Origin of the sequence: Chitinophaga sp. MM2321 (assembly GCF_964033635.1) — a bacterium.
In the GTDB taxonomy this organism is placed as follows: Bacteria; Bacteroidota; Bacteroidia; order Chitinophagales; family Chitinophagaceae; genus Chitinophaga.
Window position 1 is genome coordinate 6,498,608 of the sequence record NZ_OZ035533.1, and the last position, 25,056, is coordinate 6,523,663.

Consider the following 25,056-nt stretch of genomic DNA (forward strand, 5'->3'; position numbering starts at 1 on the left):
GGTGTAAAATCTATTAGAAATAAAATCGGTAGACAATCATGCAAAAATACGAAAAATAAGCCTTATTTCCATAAAAGAATGGCAGTTTTTGAGCAGGGAGAAGGAGCAATTTTTTGTTTAAATATTTTTTGCCCCTGCGGTCTCCTTTACGCCGGTAAATAAGGTCTTCCAAACCAGGTTGAAAAACGACTTTTTGATGTCACGGGGGTAAACAGGGTCCGATGTACGCACCTTTTCGTCTTTCAGAGGGTTACTATCTTTGATTACCAGCAGGTTAGCCACAAAACTCACCAATCCTTTACGGGTAAAGCCCTGGTGATCCTTATCCTGCTTTAAAACGGCTATTTTCAGGTTTTTATAGAGCAGTTTCACATGACCGGCTGCTTTTCGTTCATCTCCTTTAATAACAAAGGTCAGATCCTGGATGTCACAGGAGCGGATTTCTACTTTACCCAATGGCTTTGTTACCACATTCAGGTCTTTTCCATTCATATTCTGTAATTGCCCCGAAACGGCAAACTGTCCGGGTTTACTGTTAAGCGTAAAGTCGAAACGCGCTTTGAGCTTACCGCTTTGCATAAATATAGCGTCCAGGTCGGCTACACAGTGGTTGTTTTTGGCTATCAGGGAGTCTATATTGGTGATATTCCTGAAATTGCCGTGTACATGGTTGAAATGGATGATACCTGTTTGCTGCGTTTCATTACTTAGTTCTGCATATTGGATCTCCACGTTATTCCCCGTCAGGGTATCAATCTTAATAGGCAGTTTCAGTTTTTGCAGTTGCTGGTTAGGATATTGACCTAATTTATTGCCGGGGGGCATAGGGAGGTTGCGGTTGCGGTAAATATCCAGCTTTCCGCTTCCGATGTTGATCCGCTGCGCCCACACCTGTTGCTCCTGTAGTAAAAGCCGGGGATCCAGTTCATGGATGCTGATATTGTTGAATGATAAATCGTAGCGGTCCTGCTGTACGCCCACTTTCTTTTGAAAAGCCTCCTTGTCATAACGGGGTTCTATGCTGAACTGCTCTATATTCAGGGCTCTTTCGGCTGCATCGTAGCTGATGCCCCGTACATTCATCCAGTAAAGACTGTCCCTGGTGCGGTGCATATAGTCTTTCATGCCTATTTCATAGTTACGGGCATATAAAAAGCGGGTAGGATCGTTAATGGCCACGGAATCGATCAGGAAATCGTTTACCCGTACCCGTAGGTTGTGGAACTGGTGGATCACCTTTGAAGAATCTTTTCTCGTAAAGATGTATTTAAAGTTGGTGCCATCCAGTACCAGTTTGCCTATGAAGATGGATTTCATTTTGGAAGAAATGTTTTCGTAGGCTGTTTTGGGTTTGGTGGTATCCTTTACGGTCGCATTTTGCTCCATAATAATACTGGGACCGGTAACCGTCAGTGAACCCGCATTCAGCTCTTTACCGTTGAAATATCGCCACGGTTTAAAATACCTGAGCTGCAATTTCTCTACACTAACCAGGTAAATATCGGTTGGGGCGCGGTGTTGTGCCAGCAATTTCTTGTAAATGGCCGAATCCAACGCCATGGAGGCATTCGTTACGGTAACACTACCCGAAAGCACGTCCAGCTTCAGATCGCTGAAACGCACGGTATAAAGGCTGTCGGAAAGGTCTGTCACGTATCCGGATAACTCCTTGCGTAACAGCTTGTTCCAGTGCTGATTAAGATACCACCCGGTACACAGAACGAGTATTACCAGGATGCCGAAAACGACCGATATAATTTTAACAAGCCTCCAAAAGCTGAATTTTCTTTTTTCCATCTATATTAAGATAAACGAAATTCATACCATTTGGTTGTAAATGTAGTACACAGGCTGATTAAAATATGTGGAAATTATTTCTTATGTTAGGATTGCATTGTAAGTGTATTGTCAAAATGTATTTCATTTAAAATTGAATCCCTAAATTTGTCCCGGTTTAAAACAGCAAAATAGGTGAAAGAATTCCAGGAAATATTAGCACTAGCCATCCCACAGCCAGCAATGAGCGACCAGTTACAACTGGCGGAGGAGGATAGTGTGATTGTTCCGGACTGTCTTGAATTTACATTGCAACGTTTTGTATACGATAAGCCTTTACCGGTGGAAGATGTGGCCATGGTCATTTATCAACCGGCTAAAAAAGGCCAGACGGCAGCCATCGAGCTCCGTTATTGTGTAGCAGGAAGCAAATACTGTAAGAACCCCGCCTGTACGGATCAATTGTGTTCCGAAGGGAATAAGGAAGCCTGTGTAGACAGGGTGCCTTCCGTGGATCTTGTAACAGTACGTTTCCAGCCAGCTTTTATACAATCCCTTCAGAAAGGAACCACCACTTTCTCTTTATTTGAACATCAGTCACGCAAGCCTTTTGTGAAAACCATCCAGCCCTGTACCCGGTCTAAATCCGTACTGGAAACGATGGTGCATCACGATTATGATGGCATGCTGAAAAATATTTTCCTGCAAAGCCGCGCATTGGACCTGCTTTTATACAGCTCCGATCAGTTCATGCAAAATGATACGGACGAACGCTATGGTTGCCGCTTCCTTACACATGTGGAAGACCGCGATAAAATAGAAAAAGCCCGTGGCATTTTACTGGAACAGCTGGATTCGCCGGTTACCATCCGTGATCTGGCGCGTCGTGTAGCCATGAACGAATGTTACCTGAAAAAAGGATTCAAGGCAATGTATGGCACTACCATTTATGACTACTTCCAGAAGGAAAGAATGGAAAAAGCCAAAGGATTGCTGTATGAAAAAGGCATGTCTGTTTCTGAAGTAGCCATGCTCATGGGTTATTCCTGTATTTCCCACTTCTCTACCGCTTTTAAAAAGCATACCGGCCTGAAGCCTTGTGAACTGCTGCTGAGATAATCAGTTCCAGGTAATTTCCCGCTTCGATCATTTCTTTTCCCGAATTCGTAAATGTTGTAAAAAATATAGGCGTTCCTTTGTAGAACGATGGGCAGATATCTATCTGTAGATCCTAAAGCTTCCTTAATAGATTTGACCATGGAAGAGGCTTAACTGGCAAAAAAAAGTAAGTAAAGCCATAAATTAAAACTTGCATTCTTATCAAACACCATGAAGTAAAGTGCAATTTTGCCAGATAAGTTTCAACCAGATTTTATAAAGTCGCCTTGCTTTTGCAGGGCGACTTTGTTTTGGGGCAATGACGAGCGTTTACTGGTATTGCTCAATTACTTTAGTGTATTCCATCTCAAATGCTTCGCCATAAATACTTTTATATTCAGCGATGAAAGAAGTGTAAATTTTCCTTGCCGATGCATGTTGCCGGAGCGCCACCAGCGCCTTGCATTTAAACATCACCGCTTCTTCACTTAATGAATCAAAATTCAAAATACAATCGCATATATCGATCACAAATTCCGGTTCCACATGATGGGCCTCACGGTCCAGGAAGCTGATCAGGAGCGGGATTGCTTTGGTGGAGATGTCTGCTTTGAATTTATCCAGCCATGCATATTCTGTTTCCAGCAGGAAGGCGCCTCTTTTTACAATACCGGCAATGCGGGCAATACCCGCAATATCTGTGGCACAGGTATGTTGCAACAGTTGTAAATATGTTTTCAGATCAACATGAATGCATTCATCATCAAAATGGAAAACCCATTTATCATTTTCTTTCAGCAAAGTGTAAGCGCCGGTTTTATCCAGGATGCTTTTCAACTTTACGATATTTACCGAGCGGTTATTTTTAGCATCTTTTACAGATCTTCCCGGCCACAACAATTCATTGATACGCTCTGAGGAAATACCGTTTTTGCCCATCAGCGAGTGGAGAAAAAGCAACAGGAATAGCTCCTTTAAAAGCGGGCTGAATGATTTGGTAATATCGTTTCCTGCTTTATCCAGCACGGTAAAATGACCAAACAGGAAAACCGCAGACAGCTGACTTTCCGCGACAGTGGCTGTTGGAGAAATGATAACAGGAGCTTCCGTAGCAACGGGGTTTACCGGTTCTTTTGTTTCATTGGGTACACGTTTTTTATTTTCAGGGAGATGATTATTTTTTCTTCTTCCTGATAATAAAATACCTATTGCCAGCAGGAACAATACCAATGCCACGGCGGCTGCTATCAGAATGCGCATAACGTACATGGGCGTATGCCTGCCGGCAGGCGCTTTTACTTCCAGTCCATACGGAGAAAATTGCAGCGTATAAATATGTACCTGTGTTAAATTATTTTTTAGTGAGAATAACGTAACCGCTATCAGCTTGTCATTTTGCGGACAGTAAAACAGCCGGGCAGCAGACCGGATGTCATAAAACATGTAAGGGATACTGGCTGCCAGCGTAGTGTACACAGGCTCCTTCAACGAACCTTTTATTAATTGCAGTGATGAATTCATCCGGTCATTGGCAAAGATCAATGCATAGTATTCCTGCTTTTTACTATTAATGATCATGTTATTGGCAAAGGCGAATGGTTCTTCCGGCTCTTTAAATTTATAGATGGTTTTAAAGGTTTTGTTTTTTACATCAAACAATACCATGTCATATAGGTTATGCGGGTTGAGTAGCTGGTCGCCTTCCAGGCTGCCGTAACCACCCAGGATATAGGCGGAATCGCCGGTTTCATTGGTCCCCAATGCCGACAGGTAACGGGGCGTAAGATGATCTCCGTCAACGTGTATGGTGTCCCATTGCTGTTTGTCCGGCATATAACGGTGTACCTCATTCTTATACCGGAAGTCGCCGTAACCACCCAATGTATAAATGGAGCTGTCGAAGGGCGAAAAAAATATGTTGGAATGCCAGTAGGTAGTTACCCCATTGGATGGGAGGTGCTGACTCCAGGTATTATTGACGGAATCATACAGGGCGGCTTCCAGGGAGTCAATGAAAAAAGTATAGAGTTTATTTGTTTTCCAATCAAAAGCAGCCTGGATGCCGGCAGGCGTCCCTTGTGGTCCGGCAAATGCTTTGGCCCATTTTTTTTGTTGCCCACAATTGTAGTTATACATGGAGTCTTTACCCGAAACATATACCGATTCTGTAACAGGGTCCAGCGCAACACTTGCATTGCCGTTAACAACAAAGGAGTCCGTCAGTTGCCATTGGGAAAACTTTGGCCGCAGCCATACCGGGTTTTTAATACTGGCCAGCTGTCCGGTTATCAGATCCTTGTCTGTATTGCCTTTGGTTTGATCCAGTGGCCAATGGTGCTGCAATACATTGTCCTGGTATATCTGCACATCCTTTATCCGCATGGGCGGGAGGTCAAAGGTTTTGAACGCCCTGCGGTGATGTGCGCCAAAACATACCCCGATCCGTTTACCGGAAACTACAGGGCTGCGGATACTTTTGATATGTTTCCCGTTTACGGTGACGCTCAGGATATGTGTATTGGTATTGCAATCCAGCGTGATCTTATTCCATTGATGATACAGGGAATCCACTCCTATTTTAAAAGAGATGCCTGAAAATTCGTTGCCGGTCACTACATCAAATGAGCGGGTGTGTACATTATATATAAGGTCGATGTTCTGTTTCTTTTCATCAATCATCCGCAACACATAGCCAAAGTAAGACGCATAGAACGGCATAAATGACAAATCAAATGAAACGGAATACCCGTTTGTTACCTGTAATGGTTTCTCCGGAAAAAGATTTAAAGAAGTACGTGTTTCCTGGGCAATATTCTTGCTGGCAAACTCCAGTCCATATGCTTCCTGGGCTTTGCTCTTGGTTGATATGAATAGCGCCGTTAGTAAAAAGACTATATATCTGTACATAGGATCCTTACAATTATGATGTAAGTTTTTCAAAAGACTTGGATAGGAAGGCGGGAATGACCGGCTTTCTATAACGTGGCAAATTACTGGCTAATCAAATAAATTCCTTAATAGGGAAGTTAACTTTGTTTTAAGAAACTTTCCTAGTGTTAATTTAGGTCATAAAACACGCAATTCATAATTAATGTGTGATTTTTTCTGGTTAATCCTTCCTGTTAATCGCTAATTAACCCACCCGTTAACCACCACTTCTTTAATTGCAGACAGATAATTTATTCCTGATCCACTAAACCACAGAAAATCGTCATGAAAAGATGGTTATGCATTCTACTGCTGTTAGGCTACGCGATTAGCAGCACTGCGCAATCGCATCCTGTAAAGGGAAGGGTGATTGATGAAAATGGCCAGCCTCTTTTGGGAGTATCGGTCAAGGTATTAGGTACTTCCTCGGGAACCAATACAGATGCGAAAGGTGATTTCAATCTCTCCGTTGCGGCAAATGCCCGGTTAGCGTTCAGTTTTATTGGCTATAAATCTGATACAATTACCGTTGGTACCCAAAGCAATATCGAGGTAACGCTTTTGAATAGCGTGTCATCGCTGAATGACGTGATCGTTGTTGGTTATGGTACCCAAAAGAAAGTAAACCTGACGGGATCTGTTGCGCAGGTATCCGGTAAAGTATTGGAAAACAGGCCTATTCCCAACCTGAGCCAGGGACTACAAGGGGTTATCCCCAACCTGAACCTGGTACCAGGCGATGGTAAGCCTACACAGTCGCCTACCTATAATATCAGGGGTACTACCTCTATTGGCCAGGGCGGAAGCGCGTTGGTATTAATAGATGGTGTGGAAGGTGACCCAAGCATGCTGAACCCGGCGGATGTAGCGAGTGTGACCGTACTGAAAGATGCGGCATCGGCTGCTATTTATGGCGCCAGGGGTGCTTTTGGAGTGGTACTGATCACTACTAAAACGCCCACAAAAGATAGGGTGAGCATAACCTATTCATCTAATTATTCCCTGAAAAGCCCCACTACTGTGCCTGATATGGTCACTAACGGCTACGAATATGCTAAAGGGTTCAATGAAGCCTGGACTGCCTGGAATGATTATTCCCAGGTACCACAGAACATTAATAAAACACAGCCTTTTTCACAGGCTTACCTGGAAGCATTGAAAGAACATAGTGAAAATCCGGGCTTACCCAATACTATTATCAATGGCGCCGGTAACTATGAATACTATGGTAATACCGACTGGTATGGGGAATTATATAAAAATAACACCAGTGCCATGGATCAAAACCTCTCAGTATCCGGTAGCAGCGGTAAGGCTAGTTATTTAGTAACAGGAAGATACTACGGGCAGGATGGCATCTTCAGATATAATTCTGACGATTACAAGATGTATAACCTGCGTGCAAAAGGTAATATCCAGTTATTCCCCTTCTTGCAAATATATAATAACACAGAATTTTCCAGCAGAGACTACCATAACCCCGTAAATGTGGGTGAAGGCGGTGGTATCTGGCGGAATATGGCGGATGAAGCACATCCTTCTTCTATGCTGCTCAACCCCGATGGTACACTTACCTATTCCGCCGCGTATACCGTAGGCGATATGTATTATGGTAAAAATGGCATCGATTTTAACCGGCAGTTATTCAGAAACACCACCGGTTTTGTTGCCAATATCTATAAAGATAAATTCAGACTGAAGGGAGATTTTACCGTTCAGAGTACCGCTGATAATCAGAAACGTTTACGCCTTCCCATACCTTACAGCCCGGCTCCCGGGGTAACTGCATATATAGGTAATGGTTATAACGACCTGATGATGAGCAATTACAATACGCTGTACCTGGCATCCAATATTTATGGTGAGTATGAAACAAGGTTTGGCGCTGATCATTACTTCAAGGCAATGGCGGGTTTCAACTACGAACAATCTACCTACAAAGGATTTGCTACTACCAGGAATGGGTTGGTATATAGTGATGCAGATGATATCAGTCTTGCACTCGGTACCAATATCAGTACTGCTGGTGGTTACGAACGTTGGGCTATTATGGGTGAATTTTTCAGGTTGAATTATTCCTACAAGGATCGCTACCTCCTGGAAGTAAATGGCCGCTATGATGGTTCTTCCAAGTTTCCATCCAGTCAGCGGTATGCCTTCTTCCCCTCTGTATCTGCCGGATGGCGTTTATCAAAAGAAGCCTTCTGGCATGTACCTGTAACGGCTATCTCCGATCTGAAAATACGTGGCTCCTATGGTTCGTTGGGTAATGGTAATATCGGTTCCTATGCTTTCCAGGAAAAAATGGATATTAAACAATCAGGCAGGGTGATCAACGGTACTAAACCGCAACAAACCTCGCAACCCGTTGTATTACCCGATGGGCTCACCTGGGAAACATCTACCACCCGGAATATCGGTATGGACGTAGCTGCATTAAACGACCGCCTCACTTTTAGCGGCGATGCCTACACGCGTATCACCAAAAACATGTTTACGGTAGGTGAAACACAACCCGCAGTATTTGGTACAGATGTACCCAAAGGAAACTATGCGGATCTGAAAACGGTGGGATGGGAAGTGTCCGTAGGCTGGAGAGGACAGTTTAACGTGGCATCCAAACCTTTCAACTATGGTGTGAATGTTTCCATGGCCGATTACAAAGCTACTATCACCAAATACAATAATACCAACAACAAGCTCACAGATTTTTATGTGGGTCAGAAAGTAGGTGAAATATGGGGATATGAAAATGACGGTTACTGGACCAAAGAGGATGTAGCTAACGCAGCAACTACGCAGGCGTTATTCAAAGCATCCAACAGTGGTCAATGGTTGCCGGGAGATATCAAATTCAAAAACCTCGATACCGCCAGCGCCATCAATAACGGCGCAAATACATTGAGTGATCATGGCGATATGCGGATTATCGGAGACACCTTACCACGCTATACCTATGGCATCGCCCTGAATGCGGATTGGAATAATTTCTTCTTCAGCGTTTTCTTCCAGGGGGTAGCACAACAGGACTGGTGGCCTGGTGCGGAGTCAGACGTTTTCTGGGGACAATACAACCGGCCATATAACTTCCTGCCTAAATCGCAGGTAGGTAAGATCTGGTCAGAAGATAATCCTGATGCTTACTTCCCAAGATACCGCGGTTATGTAGCACAAAATACGGCTGGTGAACTGAAACAACCGCAAACAAAATATCTGCAGAATGCTGCTTATATCAGGATGAAGAATATTCAGATTGGCTATAATCTGCCAAAGGCGCTTATTTCCAGGGCTAAGATTACTGCTGCGCGGGTTTATCTCTCTGGTGAAAATCTCTGGTCATGGTCACCTTTATACAAGATTACAAAGGATCTTGATGTAGAAAGTATTCGCAGATCCGACACCGTTACAGATACCAACAGCTCTGGTAATGGTAATAACTATCCCATTTTAAAGAGTTTCACATTCGGTCTCAGCATCACGCTTTGATCATCATCATATCTTAACAATAAAAGGAAAAAGTTATGCAACAATATATAACTGCACTTTCCCTGAAATGTAGGCCCATGAAGCTGCAATGGATAGCGGTGGTGCTGGTGGCATGGATATTTACAGGAAGTTGTTCGAAGAACCTCGACCAGGTACCCCGGTCCACAGCTACAAAAGAGGCCATCTTCGGCAGTGAAGACGGTATGAAATTATACGCCACTTCCTTCTACGATGTGTTACCAGATCTCTCTAATATCTATACAGTGGATGGCATGGCAGATTACAGCGCAGTGAACTCGGTGCCCGATCTGTTGAGGGATGGCGGCCTTAACTCAAGAACCGCTACCGGATGGGATTGGAAGCCATTGCGCAATATCAATTATTTCATTGCCAACTGCAATGATCCCAAAGTATCTGATGCCTCAAAAGCAAATTATATCGGTCTGGCCAGATTTTTCAGGGCATGGTTTTATTATGATAAAGTAAAACGTTTTGGAGATGTTCCCTGGATCGGAAAACCATTTGAAGTAGGTGATCCGGGGCTGTATGCAGGCCGCGATCCCCGCACACTGATTATGGATTCCATTGTGGCAGATCTGGATTATGCTGCTGCCAATATTACGCTTACCAAAGATCCTACCTGCAGCCAGATCACCAAAGATGTGGTGAATGGTTTTAAATCAAGGGTATGTTTGTTTGAAGGGACCTTCCGTAAATATCAAACTACCTGGAACCTGGCCGGCACTGCGGATGCCTGGCTGAAACAGGCGGCTGCCGCGGCAAAGGCAGTAATGGATGGTAAAGCATTCAGCATCAATCAGGGTAGTGGTACAGAACTTTCTTACCGGCAGTTGTTTATCAGCGCGGCACCGGTTTCATCAGAAATCATGCTGGCAAATATCGCCAACACCAGCCTGGGTGTTTTCAACGATGCCACCTGGTGGTATGCCAGTTCTACCTATGGTTCCCGGCTTAGTTTCACAAGAAAATTCATCAACACCTACCTGAATATCGATGGTACGCCTTTCACCAGTAAAGACCGGTATGATACACTGCCTTTTGTAAAAGAAACACAGGGCCGTGATAAAAGATTGCAGCAAACCATCCGCATGGGATCTTATACAAGAACCAGCAATGGAACTACTATTGCAGCGCCGCCGGTATTTTCGTATGTTTATACCGGTTATATGCCAATCAAATGGAGTCTTGACGATACTTATTATGATAATGGCAAGAATAGTATCAATGCCATCTGCCTGATGCGGTATGCAGAAATACTCCTGAACTATGCCGAAGCACAGGCGGAACTGGGTCTGCTCACGGATGATGACTGGAGCAAAACAGTAGGCGCATTGCGTGCCCGTGCCGGTATTACCGGCGGTATCAGCGCAAAACCAACAGTAGCTGATCCCTACCTGAAGAATAATTATTTCCCGGGTATAACAGATCCTGCGTTGCTGGAAATCAGAAGAGAAAGAGGCATTGAACTGGTACTGGAAGGCTTCCGCTTTAATGACCTGGTAAGATGGAAACGCGGTGACCTGCTGGTCAACTCCTGGAACGGAATGTACGTACCTGCGCTGGATGTGTTGATGGACTTGAATGGCGATGGTGTAAATGATGTATGTTTCTACAAAACATTACCTGCCACCCAGGTAAAAGGGGTTACTTATATCAATGTATCTGCTACCGTGAACGGCGTTAAAAATCCGCAGCTGTTATCAAACGACACCTATGGAGAAATACACTGGCTGGATAATGTGCCTAAAAAATGGGCAGATTATAAATATTTATACCCGGTTCCTTATACCGATCTTCAGCTCAATCCTAAGCTGGGACAAAATCAGGGCTGGGAGCAATAATGGAATTGATAACTGAATAAACTATAGTAGATGAAGAAGCGCGTAATTTTATTAATGGCATGTGTAGTAGTGTTGTCCTATGTGTCCAACGCACAACAGATTAACGTAGGCACCTATAACATGCGCAACGACAACAACAAAAGTGATGCCCTGGCTGGCAATGGCTGGAAGCAACGGCTCCCGGTAATCGCCTCCCTGATTCAATTCCATGATTTTGATATTTTCGGCACACAGGAATGTTTGCATCATCAGCTGGAAGACGTAAAAGGAAGTATGCCCGGATATGACTACATCGGTATTGGTCGCGATGATGGAAAACAGGCAGGTGAGTATTCTGCTATCTTCTATAAAACCAGTAAATTCAAATTATTGCGTAAAGGCGATTTCTGGCTTTCTCCCATTACAGACAGGCCCAATAAAGGATGGGATGCCGTATTGCCCAGAATCTGCTCCTGGGGCGAGTTCAGGGAAATTAAAACAGGGTTTACCTTTTATTTCTTCAACCTGCACATGGATCATATTGGTGTAACAGCACGTGCTGAAAGCGCCAAACTGGTACTGGCAAAAGTGAAAGAGATGACCGGAAATAAACCGACCATCCTGACAGGCGATTTTAATGTAGATCAGAACAATGATGCGTATACGCTTATCAATAACTCCGGTTTGTTGAAAGATGCTTATGAAACAACTGCTATGCGCTATGCACTGAACGGTACTTTTAATTCCTTTAAACCCGATGGTAAAACAGATAGCCGTATTGATCATATCTTTCTTACAAAACAGTTTGAAGTAAAAAGGTATGGTATCCTAACCGATACTTATCGCAGCGAACGTGTTGATGGCGGAAAAGAGGATACAGGTAATTTCCCGAAAGAAGTGTCTTTGTCAAAATATGTGGCCCGTACACCTTCTGATCACTTTCCGGTGATGGCAGTTGTAGAATACAGCAAATAAAATTATCCTCTTTATAACCAGGGCCCGCTATAGTCTGCTTTAGCGGGCCCGTTTTATTAAACTGAGCATATGCGATTTCTTTTTCGTTTATTGCCGGTAACGGGCATGCTGTTTTTATATGCCTGTGATACTGATCAGCAAATGAGTGCGGAACAATACATCGACCCTACCATAGGTAATGTTTCGACGTTGTTGCAGCCTACAAAACCTGTTATGCACCTGCCTAATCAGATGATCCGCGTATATCCGTTAAGGAAAGATTATACAGACGATCAGATCAGTGGTTTTCCACTCAATGTGGTAGGTCATTACAGTGGTCCTGTATTCGTTGTGAAACCCTCTACGCAACCACTTACCACAGCTGAATGGCAGCGCAGGCTTACGTATGATCATGATCTTGAAATTATTCACCCCTGGTATTACAGTACTACCCTGATAGAGGATAATATTAAAGTGGAATTTGCACCCGGTAGTAAAACGGGCATTTACCGGTTTACTTTTCCGGAACATGTGACGCGGCAACTATTGTTTGAAACACCGGTTAGTTTTATAGCTGCGGATGGCGTAACAGCCGCCACTTTTTTTCATGGCGATGTACCGGTATATATGTACGGAAAATTCAACACACGGGTAAAGAGTGGTACCGTATCAGATACCTTGCCTTACGTGATTTTTACTGATAAGAGCGTAGATCCCATCACATTTAAATATGCCATCTCGTATGTTAGTGCAGCTAATGCCAAGAAAAGTTTTGACAGAGAGATAGCCGGGAAAGATTTTGCCGATGTACAGCGTAACGGACAGGAAAGCTGGAAGGAAGTAGTGAGTCAGGTGCAGATAGAAGGCGGTACCACAGCGCAACGCCGGTCATTCTATACTGCTTTGTATCGTTGTTATGAGCGCATGGTGAATATTACGGAGAACTCACTCTACTACAGTGGTTACAATAAAAAAACAGACAGTACTTCCCGTCCTTTTTATGTAGATGATGCTACCTGGGATACCTACCAGGCATTACATCCGCTGCGCATGATCCTGCATCCTGAACAGGAAGAAGATATGTTGGATGCTTACGTGCGCATGTATGAGCAAAGTGGCTGGATGCCTACTTTTCCGAGGATCTTCGGTGATCATCCCTGCATGAATGGATTTCACAGCACCATCGTATTCCTGGATGCCTACCGGAAGGGACTAAAAATTCCCCGGCTGGAAAAAGCCTATGAAGGCATGAGAAAAAATGCAATGGAAGCTACCATGTTGCCATGGCGGAATGGCAGCAGTTGCTCGCTGGATACTTTCTATCGCAGCAATGGCTATTACCCCGCATTGCATCCTGATGAAAAGGAAACGGTGAGCGCCGTACATCCACTGGAAAAGCGGCAGGCAGTGGCGGTTACGTTGGGACATAGTTATGATGACTGGGCGCTGGCGCAACTGGCGAAAGCATTAAAACATGAAGATGATTATCGTTTGTTTGCAACACGTGCGGAAAACTATCGTCATTTGTGGAATGAAAGCGCCGGATTTTTTATGCCAAAGGATAGCGCCGGTAACTGGATCGATATTGACCCCGCTTTTGATGGCGGTCCCGGCGGGCGCGACTACTACGATGAAAATAATGGCTGGACCTATTTATGGCAGGTGCAGCACAATATCCCTGCGCTGATCAGGCTGATGGGTGGTGAAAGACAATTTGAGGCAAGACTGGATGAATTATTCAGAAAAGATCCGGGCATGCCGAAGTATGCATTCTGGTGTAAGTTCCCCGATGCTACCGGGCTGGTGGGGCAGTATGCTATGGGGAATGAACCTGGTTTTCATATTCCTTATCTGTACAACTATGTGGGTGCCGCCTGGAAAACACAGAAGCGTATCCGTTTTCTGCTGGATCTGTGGTTTAAAGACAATGTTTTTGGTATCCCGGGAGATGAAGATGGCGGGGGCATGAGTGCATTTGTTGTTTTTTCTTCCATGGGTTTTTATCCCGTTACGGCCGGTATTCCGATATATACAATTGGGAGTCCTGTCTTTAGTAAGGTAACGGTTGCCTTACCGGGTGGAAAACAGTTTACCGTTATAGCGCATCATTGTTCTGTGGTAAATAAATATATCCAGGGGGCAAAGATGAATGGAGAGGTATTGACGTCACCATTCTTTACGCATCAGCAGTTGATGGAGGGTGGTACGTTGGAGCTTGAAATGGGGGAGCTGCCGGATCGGCGTTGGGGGGCAAGTATTCATTCGTTGGCGGAGCGGTAATAAAAATGAAAAACCCCGCCCAAAAGAGCAGGGTCTGTCCTATTTATCCCTATACCTATGAAATACTAATTTGTGTTATTCAGTGACGGTGCCTGCATCATTCAACAGCACTGCTTTGTCTGCACCATTGTCCTGAATATTTACTTTGTAATAAGCAGCTACATCTGCTCTCTCAATTTTCCAGCCATCTTTTATGGTGGCCGCCGGATACTTCGTTTTTAATGTTCCAGCCACCGATTCCGGCAGTGTCTGTGCATCATACTCGCTTCTTGTTGCAATCCATGTGCCGGAAGCATCATATTCAGCGATTGTTTTAATATTTTCTTTGTGGAAACTTACGCTCCAGCGTCCTGCACTTGTCTTATTCCACTTAGCGTCAGTTGTGCCAGCAAAATTCTGATCAAAAGAACTCTTCACTGCTTCAGGTGCTTCCACCATTTTAGCAACTACCTTGTGTTTTTTAATTGATTTTTTCTGCTGTGCAAAAGTTATGCCGGAAGTGAATAATACCGCACAAAAAATTAACGTCAACTTTTTCATATTCAGATATGGTTTTATCCGTTTGTTGGGTTAAATTAATTACTAGGTTTTTCTATTCTTTTCTTCCCGGCAAGTGAGCTAAAACAATGCCAAAAACGTAAAACAAATACTCTTTATTGCAAATTACTAAAAAATCTGTAAAAAATATTCAAAAAGCTATGTTTTTGGCAAACTAGAGACGCTTGGTGCCAGTGTATTTTCTTAACTTCGCACAATTTTAATCAATTATTGTCTAAATAACATCAAAGGGCGGGGAATTGTTTTATGTCCAGCAAATATCAGGAATATAACCAACTGAATTTACCTCAGATAGAAAAAGATATACTGAAACAATGGGAGCTACAACAAGCTTTTGAGAAAAGTGTGGAAGTACGTGAAGGCGCTACTCCTTTTGTTTTTTACGAAGGTCCCCCCAGTGCCAATGGCCTGCCGGGTATTCACCATGTCATTTCCCGTACCCTCAAGGATCTGGTGTGTCGTTACAAAACCATGCGTGGTTTCCAGGTAAAGCGTAAAGGTGGATGGGATACCCACGGCCTGCCGGTAGAACTGGGCGTGGAAAAAACACTGGGCATTACCAAAGAAGATATCGGCAAAAAAATCTCTGTGGCAGACTACAACGAAACCTGCCGTAAAGAGGTATTGAAATATAAAGATCAATGGGATGCCCTGACCCGTCAGATGGGTTACTGGGTAGACCTGAAAGATCCCTACATCACTTTCGATAACAAATACATTGAAACCCTGTGGTGGTGTCTGCAAACCTTGTATAAGAAAGGATTGCTGTACAAGAGCGTGAGCATTCAGCCCTACTCTCCTGCTGCAGGCACCGGTTTAAGCTCGCATGAACTGAACCAGCCCGGCACTTATAAAGATGTAAAGGATACTACCGTGGTGGCTATGTTTAAAGCCCTTCCCGCGGAAAATTCAACCTTCCTGTTTGAAGCAGCCGGCGCCGGAGAAGTATTTTTCCTGGCCTGGACCACTACTCCATGGACCCTGCCTTCCAACCTCGGTTTAACCGTAGGTGCTAATATAGAATATGTGCTGGTCAATACTTTCAACCAATACACTCACCTGCCGGTGAATGTGATCATGGCCAAAGTGTTGCTGGGTAAGTATTTTAAAGCAGAAGGTGAAAATGCTGATTTTGACGCCTATAAAGAAGGAGATAAAATAATCCCCTGGAAAATACTGACCAGCTTTAAAGGCAGCCAGCTGGAAAACATCCGTTACGAACAGCTGCTCCCTTATGCACAGCCGGAAGAAGGTGATCCGTTCCGGGTTATCCTGGGCGATTTCGTGACCACAGAAGATGGTACAGGTATCGTACATACTGCTCCGGCCTTTGGTGCAGACGATAACAGGGTAGGCAAGAAAAATGGTATTGGTATCCTCACGTTGGTAGACAGAACCGGTAAATTCACGGATAATGTAGGAGAATTTTCAGGTAGATATGTAAAGAATTATAAAGATGATCCGGACTACAAAGATGTAGATGTGGACATCGCCGTGAAGCTGAAAAAAGAGAACCGCGCCTTTAAAGTAGAAAAATACGAACATACCTATCCTCACTGCTGGCGTACCGATAAGCCGATATTGTATTATCCGCTGGACGCCTGGTTTATTAAAACCACTGCGGTGAAAGACAGAATGGTAGAACTGAATAAGACGATTAACTGGAAGCCTGCCTTTACCGGAACCGGTCGTTTTGGTAACTGGCTGGAGAACATGGTAGACTGGAATCTCAGCCGTAGCCGCTATTGGGGCACACCTTTGCCTATCTGGCGTACAGAAGATGGCAGCGAGGAAAAATGTATCGGTGGCATCGAAGAGCTCAATGGAGAAATCCGCAAAGCGAACGAGGTGTTGGGCGGCGATGTCAACAAATCTTACCTGCACGAAGGCATTCTTGATTTACATAAACCTTATGTAGACGATATCATCCTGGTGAGTGAATCAGGTAAACCCATGCGTCGTGAGCCGGATCTGGTGGATGTTTGGTTTGACAGTGGCGCTATGCCTTATGCGCAATGGCACTATCCGTTTGAGAATAAAGCAATGATCGATAAAGGGGAAGCTTTCCCGGCCGATTTTATTGCGGAAGGTGTGGATCAGACCCGTGGCTGGTTTTACACCCTGCATGCACTGGGTGTGATGCTGTTTGATAAGGTGGCTTATAAAACGGTGGTTTCCAATGGCCTGGTGCTGGACAAAAACGGTCTTAAAATGAGTAAGCGCCTCGGCAACGTGGTGAACCCGTTTGATACCATTGAGCAGTTTGGTGCAGATGCCACCCGTTGGTATCTTATCACGAATGCATCTCCCTGGGATAGCCTCAAGTTTGATGTGAAAGGTATTGGAGAAGCACAGCGCAAACTGTTTGGTACCCTGTACAATACATATAACTTCTTCGCAATGTATGCGAATCTTGATAAGTTTACTTTTAAAGAAGCATATATTCCGTTGGAAGAAAGGCCGGAAATTGACCGTTGGATCATTTCTGTACTGAATTCGCTTGTACGGGATGTGACCAGCAATTTTGACGATTACGAGCCTACTCAGGCAGGCAGGGCCATTGAACGTTTTGTGGACGAACACCTGAGTAACTGGTACGTTCGCCTGTGCCGTCGCCGGTTCTGGAAAGGGGAATATGCGCAGGACAAAATCAGTGCCTACCAGACATTGTACGAATGTTTGGAAAAAATTACACAATTGATGGCCCCGGTTTCCCCATTCTTTACAGACTGGTTATTTAACAACCTGAATAAAGTAAGCGGGCGCAACCAGGCTGTTTCTATCCACCATACTGACTTTCCGGCGGTATCCCTGGCAGCAATTGATGAGGATCTGGAAGAAAGGATGCAATTGGCGCAGGATATTTCATCACTGGTATTATCATTGCGTAAGAAGGTGAACATCAAAGTTCGCCAGCCATTGCAAAAGATATTAATACCTGTTTCCGGTGTCCGTATGCAGGAGCAATTGGGAAAAGTTGCGGACCTGATAAAAAGTGAGGTGAATGTGAAAGGGATTGATTATCTTACCGAAACGGGAGGCTTTATCAAGAAAAAGATTAAGCCAAACTTCAAATCGCTCGGAAGTAAAATGGGGGCAAAGATGAAGTCTGTTGCTGCCGTTATCGGTGGTTTTACAGATGCAGATATAGCCACTATCGAGCGAGACGGCCATTTCAACCTGGTGGTGGAAGAGGAGCAGTTGCAAATACAACTCTCTGATGTAGAGATCATTTCCGAAGACATTCCTGGATGGACAGTTGCTAACAAAGGCGCCTTAACGGTGGCGCTTGATATTACCATTACACCCCAGTTACAGGATGAAGGAAATGCCAGAGAGCTGGTAAATCGTATACAGAAAATCCGCAAAGACAGCGGGTTTGAATTAACTGACAGGATTAATGTCGCTGTTGAGAGAGTAGATTCTCTCAAATCGGCGATTATTAACTATAATGACTATATTTGCACGGAAATTTTGGCAGATAGCTTGGAATTAGTGGAGCAATTACAGGGTGGTACAGAAATAGAGGTGAATGACCTTAAATTTAATGTATTAGTTAACAAAAAAAGCTAATCCCCCATGGCAACAAAAAAGAAGGTTGCTAGTAAATCGAACCCAAAGGCAGCTCAGGCTAAAAAAACTGTGGCAAAGAAAGCAACTACTGTAAAGAAAGTTGCTAAACCTGCACCGGCTAAAAAAGCCATGCCCGCTCCTGCGCCAAAAAAAGCAACCGCAAAAAAAGTGGTCGCTAAGGCAACGAAGCCGGCAGTGAAAAAAGCCGTGGTATCTAAGACTACTGTTAAAAAGACAGCACCTGTCCCGAAACACGTAGTAAAGAAGGCTCCAGCCACCCAAAGCAGTAAAACATCGTCCGTTAAAAAAGTTGCTGTACCTGCAAAATCGACCGTTAAAAAAGAGCCTGCTGTAAAGCAGCAAGTGGTTACGAAAAGTGTTGCCGCTGTTAAAGAGAAACCATTAATTTCTAAGTCAGAAGAAAAAGACCTTAAAACGATGGCAGTAAAGAAAGCAGATACTAAGGAACAAGTTGCTAAGGAGAAAGAATCCACTAAAAAAGCAGCCGAGAAGCCTGTTACAAAGGCCGAAAAATCAGTAAAGGCGGAGAAGTCCGAGAAAACCGAAAAGTCTGAGAAAAAAGGAGGAAAAGCTACGTTGGTAACATACCAGCCTGAATTCACCAAGTCGGTACTGGATCAACCAGCACCTTCTACTGGTCCTGTATACAGATATAGTGATGTTGATTTGCAGGAATTTAGAGATTTAATCCAAAAGAAGCTGGAATCAGCTAAAAAGGAACTCATCTACCTGCAAGGATTAATCACACGTAAAGATGAAGCCGGCACCGACGATACTGAAAATAAATACATGAGCATGGAAGATGGCAGTGGCTCTCAGGAAAGAGAACAACTCAATCAAATGGCCAGCCGTCAGATCCAGTTCATCGATCACCTGGAAAAAGCAATGATGCGCATCGAAAACAAAACCTATGGCATTTGCCGCGTAACCGGTAAACTCATAGATAAAGCACGTCTCAGAGCTGTTCCGCACGCAACTTTAAGCATTGAAGCCAAACTGGCGAAAAGTAAATAAGCGTATAAAATATTTTGGGATTTAGTTATGTAGAGATTTTAAATCTCCTGTAACTAAATCCCAATTTTTTTTGACTAAATCTCAAAATATTCAACAAACGGGCGCCGTTTTTTTACGCATTTGTTTCACCGCAAAATATAACAAGCCCGCACCAGCCAATCCTACCAAACTCCCTAACCCAATATTTCTCGCCTGCTTTTTACTGATGTTAGGGAGCCTGATTTTAAACTTCGCCGGACTCGCCTGCGCAATATCCAGCAAGGGCGCCAATGATAAACCACTAATGATTTTGTCGGCAACCTTTTCTACATATGCACGCTGATACTGTGGACAAAAAGCAACACCTATACCCGCTTCCGTTAGTAACTTCATATCATTTTTTCCATCTCCCACATAAATAATATTCTGTGCATTGATCTGATATTGCTGCGCTACATAAGGAAGTACATTACTCTTACAATATTCATTTTCTTTCATAAAATATTCTGCAATGCTGAGTTCACCTGTAGCCACACTATTAACAAGATGCAGCTTGTTGGCAAACACGAAATCCATTCCCAGTTTATTTTTGATGTGGCGGGCTACTGTACCGAATCCGTCTGTGATAAGACCACAGGCATAACCTCTTTTCTTCAGTTCCCGCACTACTTCGCGGATGTCTGGTACCAATGGAATTGCATCTGCTACTTCCAGGATCTCTGCTATATTACGGCCCTGAAATAATGCTGCGGTGCGTTCCATCCTGGCAATAGCATCTGTTTCTTCACTATTAATTCTTTGTAATTCATCCTCATGATCAAAAGCAATAGCAGCCCATTGCATATAGTTTTGGGTGAACACAGCATGGTCAAGATTGAAGATGACCATTTTCTGTAGTTTGTCAATGGACTCAAGAATAGAATATTCCATCTGTTCCCGTATGATGTTGATATTACCCAGTGTTTCCAGGTTTTCCTGCGGAATATTTTCTGCTTTGCGTAAAATGGTGCGGGATACTTCGCGCGACATTTTGCTGAGCTGTTCCCAGGTTTGCATGGCGTTTTCCACCTTGCCGATATTGGCTTCCACAATACGTGCGCCCTGTAAGTGCATGTCTATCAGCAGACCTATGTCTACGCCATAATCATTTTCAAACTGCACTTTTGACAGTAATGATTTGCGCCCGGCTATCATACCACTGAGGGGTTGCTGGAAATGGGCAAGGTCCGGATACAGGATACTCAGCAGCGGCTTGGCCACTAATTGCGTGACCCTGCCTGCCTGCCGTTCAAAGTAGGATTTGACGAAATCAGCTTCGTCTCGCTCGATAGGACCAGTTAGTAAGTCTATAATATTGTCAGGGTAAGTAAGAATATCACCATCTACGTAAGCTATAATATCATACTTGGCAGCCATCATGCCCTCCCGCATGGAAATTCCTTTCCCGCGCTGGCTACTGGTGATGACCCGTACTTTCTCCTTCATGGCTTCGTCAACAGTATTATCGTTCGAATTGTCGTCCACTACAATAATCTCAATTTTACGCGTTGTCTTTTTCACAGTTTTGATCACCTGGCGTATAGTGGACCCTTCGTTTAATACAGGAATTACGATAGATATCATAGGAGTTCGCTATGTTAAAAGGTTAAAGAATATAAGTGCTGCAAAGAGCTGGTTGGCATTTGTACGTGGCCTTATCACAAAAACGGTACCAAATATCAGGGAGACGCGCGCCGGTATTGAGTTTGGGACCAGGATTAGCCTGATTCCAACAGATTAACCTGATTTGACTTTTGTTGTTTATTTGTTGTTATAAGAGAAATAGTTAATCAGAAACAGATGAATACTGATTATTTAAATTCCTGCATTTCCACCAGCTTATAATAGGTGCCTTGTTGTGCCAGCAGTTGTTCGTGGGTACCGCGTTCTTTTATTTCTCCCTGGTCCATCACTATAATTTCATCTGCGTGGCGGATGGTGCTTAAGCGGTGTGCAATTACAATAGTAGTGCGGTTTTGCATGAGTTTGTCGAGTGCTCCCTGTACCAGCTTTTCTGATTCGGTGTCCAATGCGGAGGTAGCTTCATCGAGGATCAGGATAGGCGGATTTTTAAAGATGGCCCTCGCGATAGTAAGACGCTGACGCTGGCCCCCGCTGAGTTTCAGCCCACGGTCACCGATGAAAGTATCGTATCCGTTTTCCAGCTGTTCAATAAATTCATGTGCGTTGGCAATTTTTGCCGCCTGTATCACAGCGTTCCTGTCTGCTTCGGGATACCCGAATGCAATATTGCTGAAAACAGAATCATTAAATAAAATAGCCTCCTGCGACACTACGCCTATCAGGCCGCGCAGGTCATCCAGTTTCACATCGCGTATATCGGTACCGTCTATACGAATAGTGCCTTCGTTTACATCATAAAAGCGCGGTAATACGTCCGCCATGGTAGATTTGCCGGCGCCGCTGCGGCCTACCAGGGCAATCATCTGTCCTTTCTGTATGGTAAGATCAATCTGCTTCAGTACATATTGCTGTTCATATTTGAAAGACACATGGTCATATTGTATCTGACTATTGAAAGTGGTAATGGCTTTGGCATCGGGCTTTTCGGTGATGGTCACCGGGCTGTCCAGTATATTAAAGATCCGCTCGCTGGCCACCATTCCCCTTTGTATGGTAGTGATGGCAGTAGAAATATTTTTAGCCGGCTGCATAATCTGTGAATAGAATACCAGGTAGGTCATGAAGGTAGCGCCGGTAAGCAGATCGCTGCCATTCAGCACCAGTGTACCACCATAAATCACCAGCACAATTACGACAATCACGCCCATAATTTCAGACACCGGAGATGCCAGCTCTCGCTGGTTGAACATGGCTTTACTCACGGTTATAAAACGATGATTCACTTCACCGAATTTCTTTTGCATAAAGCGCCCGGCGGTAAACGACTGTATGATGCGGATGCCACCGAGGGTTTCCTCCGTTACATTGAGGATCTTGCCCAGCAGTTCCTGGCTATACCATCCTTTCTGTTTTAATTTTTTAGAGATATAGGAAATGATAACGCCGGAGAAGGGAAAGAATATAATGGTGAATAAGGTAAGTTTTGGGGAGATGTAAAACAGGGCTGCAAAGTAGCCAATGATAATGAAAGGATCGCGCAGCAGAATCTGGATGGAATTTACCACAGAACCTTCTATCTCCTGTACATCATTCGTCATGGTAGATAAAAGATCACCTTTCTGTTTTTCACTGTAGAAGCCTAGCGACTGTTCCGTGAATTTTTTATACAGCCCTGTGCGTAACCTGGAGATCATGGTCATCTTCAGCCTTACAATCACGCGGGTACTCATATAGCGTCCGAGATTGGCAATGGTAATACATACACCGATCACGGCACATACAAAATACAGGGCGCTTTGCTTGGTACCACTGGCTTTTATAAAATTATAAAAGTAATAGTTAAACAGGTCAATGAAGTAGCCGATGGTAAGTGAAAACGAAGGATGGGTCAGCGTTTTGGGGATATCCTCTACCTGGTTGAAAATGACAGTAAGCAATGGGATCAGCATGGCAAAATTGACCATACCAAAGACGATACCTATGATTGTATAGATAACATATTCCGGAATATAATGATGCAAAGGAGTGGCATACCCGAGTAATCGCTTGAAAGTCTTCATTCCTGGTGCTTTAACGCCTGATTTTTATTAGGAGGCAAAAATAGTATAATTAAGTGATGCCTTACCCGTAATTAGGTCAATCTTTCGGGGAAATGGTTAATTTCGCATTCAATAGGGCTGTTGGCGGCAGGTTCCTGTTTTGGCGCTGTGCAGTAATTATATTATTATCGTACAGCAGGCCATTTTTTACTAACGATTAAAATTGAATGAGATGCAGGAAACTAAAAGGCAAAAGCAAATAGGACAATTAGTACAGGAAGAGCTGAGCGGTGTATTTCAGCGGATGGGATTTAATGTGGTAGATGGAGGTATGATTTCCATAGCTGCTGTGAAAATGACGCCTGACCTGCTGGAGGCAAAGGTTTACCTGAGCATGTTTCAGATAAAGTCCCCTACCGGAATGCTGGAACGGATGAAAGAAAGAATGGGGGAAATAAAGAAAGCCCTGGGATTACGTGTAGGCAAGCAATTGCGCCGTATGCCCGAACTTAGTTTTTTCCTGGATGATACGCTCGACTACGTATTTAAAATGGAAGAATTGTTTAAAAAGATCAAAGAAGACGACGCGAATATTAAAGAAGGCGATAATAAATAGCATTTAAGAACGACAGAAAAATGATGGTCTGGCAGTTTGCATCCCGTTACTTCCGCGCGAAAAAATCCACCAATGCAATTAATATTATTGCATGGGTAAGTGTAGCCGCGATTGCAGTAGGGGTAGGCGCCCTCATCGTGATTCTGAGTGTATTCAATGGTTTCGAGGGACTTGTAAAATCCCTGTATTCTTCTTTTTATCCGGCTATCAGGGTGGCGCCTGCCAGCGGTAAAACTATTTTGCTGACCCCTGCCCAATTACAGCAGATTGCCAAAACTCCCGGCATTGCCCACTACTCAGAGGTGGTGGAAGAAAAGGCAGTACTCCGCTACGGTGACGAGCCTACGATCGCTATCCTGAAGGGAGTGGATAGCAATTACAACAATGTCACAGACGTTAAGAACAATATTGTCCGTGGCCGGTTTGATACCGGCGACAAAGAGGCTTACCGGGCTGTTTTGGGGCTGGAACTGGAGGGTGCGCTGGGGGTAGATGTTGTACATAGCCTGGCTCCCGTTACGGTGTATGTGCCCCGCCGCAAGGTAAATGCCTTCGTGACACCGGAGGATGCCCTGAACAATGGAATCTTGTATCCGGCAGGTACCTTTGCTATCCAGCAGGAGTTTAACAGCAAGTATGTGATCACAAACATCGATTTCCTGCGTAAGTTGCTGGAATTGAGTGATAATGAAATGTCGGCCCTGGAAATAGCCGCCAGCCCCGGAGTAGACGAAAATCAGCTGAAAATCAAGCTGCAACAGCTGCTGGGCGCCGGTTATAAAGTACAAACCCGTTATGAGCAGAACCAATCTCTCTATGCCATTATGCAAACCGAGAAATGGGCGGTATATGTGATCCTTAGCTTTATCATGATCATAGCGGCGTTTAACATGATCGGCTCTTTATATATGCTGGTTATTGAGAAACAAAAAGATATTACGATCCTGAAGGCGATGGGTGCGCGTAAATCATTGATAATGCGGATCTTTTTAGCGGAAGGGTTAATAATTGCAGGTATTGGTACACTGCTGGGATTTGTGTTAGGTACTGCCTTTTGCCTGCTACAGCAGCATTTCGGGATCATTAAACTGGAGGGTACTTCCTTCCTGGTAGATGCTTACCCGGTAAGCATGCACCCGCAGGACTTTTTACTGGTATTTGTGACCATTATCGTAATAGGGGTGGCTGCCAGTTGGTACCCAGCCAAGAGAGCCGCTGTAGCGGTTATTACACTGAAAGCCACATAAATATTTAGGGATTTGAAATGCAG

14 protein-coding genes are annotated in these 25,056 nt (G+C 44.1%); 9 read left to right on the forward strand and 5 right to left on the reverse strand.

The genetic code is table 11. The features are described 5' to 3' along the window. Positions 1–117: 117 nt before the first annotated feature. Positions 118–1,797, reverse strand: a complete 1,680-nt coding sequence (locus tag ABQ275_RS25590) for a hypothetical protein (RefSeq protein ID WP_349315992.1) — start codon at positions 1,795–1,797, stop codon at positions 118–120. A gap of 174 nt (positions 1,798–1,971) precedes the next feature. Here ABQ275_RS25590 and ABQ275_RS25595 point away from each other — a divergent pair, with 174 nt between their 5' ends. Then, entirely contained in the window at positions 1,972–2,895 is a 924-nt protein-coding gene (locus ABQ275_RS25595) for an AraC family transcriptional regulator (protein ID WP_349315993.1), read from the forward strand. Between the two features lie 309 nt (positions 2,896–3,204). On the opposite strand, the gene ABQ275_RS25600 is transcribed toward ABQ275_RS25595, so the two are convergent. Continuing rightward, on the reverse strand, positions 3,205–5,781 hold the full coding sequence (locus tag ABQ275_RS25600) for a hypothetical protein (protein ID WP_349315994.1): 2,577 nt from the start codon (positions 5,779–5,781) through the stop codon (positions 3,205–3,207). 306 nt (positions 5,782–6,087) lie between these two features. On the opposite strand from ABQ275_RS25600, the gene ABQ275_RS25605 reads away from it, so the two are divergent. The 4 genes from ABQ275_RS25605 (at position 6,088) to ABQ275_RS25620 (ending at position 14,363) form a co-directional block, all read left to right on the forward strand. Further along, the gene (locus ABQ275_RS25605; protein ID WP_349315995.1) at positions 6,088–9,288 is read left to right on the forward strand and encodes a TonB-dependent receptor; all 3,201 of its coding nucleotides are present in this window, start codon (positions 6,088–6,090) and stop codon (positions 9,286–9,288) included. A 35-nt stretch (positions 9,289–9,323) separates the two neighbouring features. Further along, positions 9,324–11,150: a RagB/SusD family nutrient uptake outer membrane protein gene (locus ABQ275_RS25610; protein WP_349315996.1), complete on the forward strand. Its 1,827-nt coding sequence runs from the start codon at positions 9,324–9,326 to the stop codon at positions 11,148–11,150. A gap of 30 nt (positions 11,151–11,180) precedes the next feature. Continuing rightward, positions 11,181–12,104 carry an endonuclease/exonuclease/phosphatase family protein gene (locus ABQ275_RS25615; protein ID WP_349315997.1) on the forward strand — a complete coding sequence of 308 codons (924 nt, stop codon included), beginning with the start codon at positions 11,181–11,183 and terminating at the stop codon, positions 12,102–12,104. A gap of 69 nt (positions 12,105–12,173) precedes the next feature. Next, entirely contained in the window at positions 12,174–14,363 is a 2,190-nt protein-coding gene (locus ABQ275_RS25620; RefSeq protein WP_349315998.1) for a GH92 family glycosyl hydrolase, read from the forward strand. Positions 14,364–14,438: 75 nt separating this feature from the next. Here ABQ275_RS25620 and ABQ275_RS25625 read toward each other — a convergent pair whose 3' ends face one another. Next, positions 14,439–14,903, reverse strand: coding sequence for a PepSY-like domain-containing protein (locus ABQ275_RS25625; RefSeq protein WP_349315999.1), 465 nt, complete (start codon positions 14,901–14,903; stop codon positions 14,439–14,441). Between the two features lie 264 nt (positions 14,904–15,167). On the opposite strand from ABQ275_RS25625, the gene ileS reads away from it, so the two are divergent. Together ileS and ABQ275_RS25635 are read left to right on the forward strand one after the other, a co-directional pair. Next, positions 15,168–18,494: an isoleucine--tRNA ligase gene (gene ileS, locus ABQ275_RS25630; RefSeq protein WP_349316000.1), complete on the forward strand. Its 3,327-nt coding sequence runs from the start codon at positions 15,168–15,170 to the stop codon at positions 18,492–18,494. 6 nt (positions 18,495–18,500) lie between these two features. Then, positions 18,501–19,529: a TraR/DksA C4-type zinc finger protein gene (locus tag ABQ275_RS25635; protein ID WP_349316001.1), complete on the forward strand. Its 1,029-nt coding sequence runs from the start codon at positions 18,501–18,503 to the stop codon at positions 19,527–19,529. A gap of 90 nt (positions 19,530–19,619) precedes the next feature. On the opposite strand, the gene ABQ275_RS25640 is transcribed toward ABQ275_RS25635, so the two are convergent. Together ABQ275_RS25640 and ABQ275_RS25645 are read right to left on the reverse strand one after the other, a co-directional pair. After that, positions 19,620–21,131, reverse strand: a complete 1,512-nt coding sequence (locus tag ABQ275_RS25640) for an HAD-IB family phosphatase (protein ID WP_349316002.1) — start codon at positions 21,129–21,131, stop codon at positions 19,620–19,622. Positions 21,132–21,358: 227 nt separating this feature from the next. Next, positions 21,359–23,191 (reverse strand): ABC transporter ATP-binding protein, encoded by a 1,833-nt coding sequence (locus ABQ275_RS25645; RefSeq protein ID WP_349316003.1) that lies wholly within the window; start codon positions 23,189–23,191, stop codon positions 21,359–21,361. A 211-nt stretch (positions 23,192–23,402) separates the two neighbouring features. On the opposite strand from ABQ275_RS25645, the gene rbfA reads away from it, so the two are divergent. Continuing rightward, on the forward strand, positions 23,403–23,786 hold the full coding sequence (gene rbfA / locus ABQ275_RS25650) for a 30S ribosome-binding factor RbfA (protein WP_349316004.1): 384 nt from the start codon (positions 23,403–23,405) through the stop codon (positions 23,784–23,786). 20 nt (positions 23,787–23,806) lie between these two features. Next, on the forward strand, positions 23,807–25,033 hold the full coding sequence (locus tag ABQ275_RS25655; RefSeq protein ID WP_349316005.1) for an FtsX-like permease family protein: 1,227 nt from the start codon (positions 23,807–23,809) through the stop codon (positions 25,031–25,033). Positions 25,034–25,056: the final 23 nt, after the last annotated feature.